Origin of the sequence: Candidatus Angelobacter sp. (assembly GCA_035643775.1) — a bacterium.
In the GTDB taxonomy this organism is placed as follows: domain Bacteria; phylum Bacteroidota; class Bacteroidia; order Flavobacteriales; family Blattabacteriaceae; genus DASQPV01.
Genome location: DASQPV010000010.1, coordinates 1 through 1,010, shown reverse-complemented (window position 1 = coordinate 1,010; position 1,010 = coordinate 1). Strand labels below are relative to the sequence as shown.

The following is a 1,010-nucleotide window of genomic DNA, read 5'->3' as shown; positions in this document are numbered from 1 at the left end:
ACCATGAAACACCAGCTTCTAATTCCAATCGTTTTCCTTTCAGCATGCGCGTCACACTCGACAAAGGCTCCCATCGTCTTGCGCGCTTCTCCAGCCGGCCACTCCGTAAGCGCTGATGGATTACGCGTTGCAGACCAGCTCAACGAATATCGATTCGGTCGTTATGTTGATATGCGCGACCCGCTCGTGATGCATGAAGGCCATCCCGTCTACCGCGTCGAGAACAGTGCCCATTGGGATCTACGGCCCAACGATAAATCCGCCTCGCCGCGGCGAGATGTTGTCCAAACTCCAAGCCTCTCCGCCAACGATGCTGTCGTCGCGGAGGTAAACAAACAACGCGCAGCAACTCGCGCATTCACCGAGCAAACGGCGACGCTCAATCAACGATTGAACGAGCTAGGCGAAGCCGTCGCTCAAACCAAAGATATTGCGCAACAAGACCTGGCTTTGAAACGCGACGTTACAGCATTGCGCGAACAACTAGACGCGCTTGAGGCGCAGCTTCGCGGCGAGAAGCCTCACGCCTCGCCGACACCTTCGCCCAACGACAGCTGGTAGTCCTTTTAATGTTATGAAGTCGCTCACTGACACCCAATCCATCATCGTCACCGTGCCACAAACCACCGTCTCCCGATACTCGGAGGCGAGCGAAGAAGTAGAGCACCTGCTCGGCGCTTCGCCTGGCCCCGAGTTCCTTATGAGCCTGGCTGTTGAGCACGAAGACACTTCCGAGCTGGTTGATCTTTATTGCGGCGAGATCGTCCACGCTCTTCGTCAAGCCACTGCCGCTACCTACTAATACATATGAGTCTTAAAAGATCAGATAAGAATACAAATGGCAACGGCGCTACAGACGCGGCCGGCGAGTTGCCTAAGTACCGCGACAACGTCGAGATCAACGCCAAGATCGACAGTTACATCAAGGCTAATCCAAAGGAATGGACTTACATCCAAGGATTGCCGCGCGAACGCCTGGAGCGCATGCTCGTGTTACAGAACGTAAACAA

3 protein-coding genes are annotated in these 1,010 nt (G+C 54.7%); all 3 read left to right on the top strand.

Annotation, left to right across the window (positions count from 1 at the left end; genetic code table 11):
- Positions 1-561 (top strand): hypothetical protein (locus VE128_00085; GenBank protein HZD83955.1); only part of this gene is annotated, 561 nt, incomplete at its 5' end.
- A gap of 13 nt (positions 562-574) precedes the next feature.
- On the top strand, positions 575-802 hold the full coding sequence (locus VE128_00080) for a hypothetical protein (GenBank protein ID HZD83954.1): 228 nt from the start codon (positions 575-577) through the stop codon (positions 800-802).
- 5 nt (positions 803-807) lie between these two features.
- A partial coding sequence (locus VE128_00075; GenBank protein HZD83953.1) for a hypothetical protein occupies positions 808-1,010 on the top strand: 203 nt, incomplete at its 3' end.

Coding starts and splice junctions, on each gene's coding strand:
- VE128_00080 (HZD83954.1), top strand. CDS start 575: ATGAAGTCGCTCACTGACACCCAATCCATCATCGTCACCGTGCCACAA.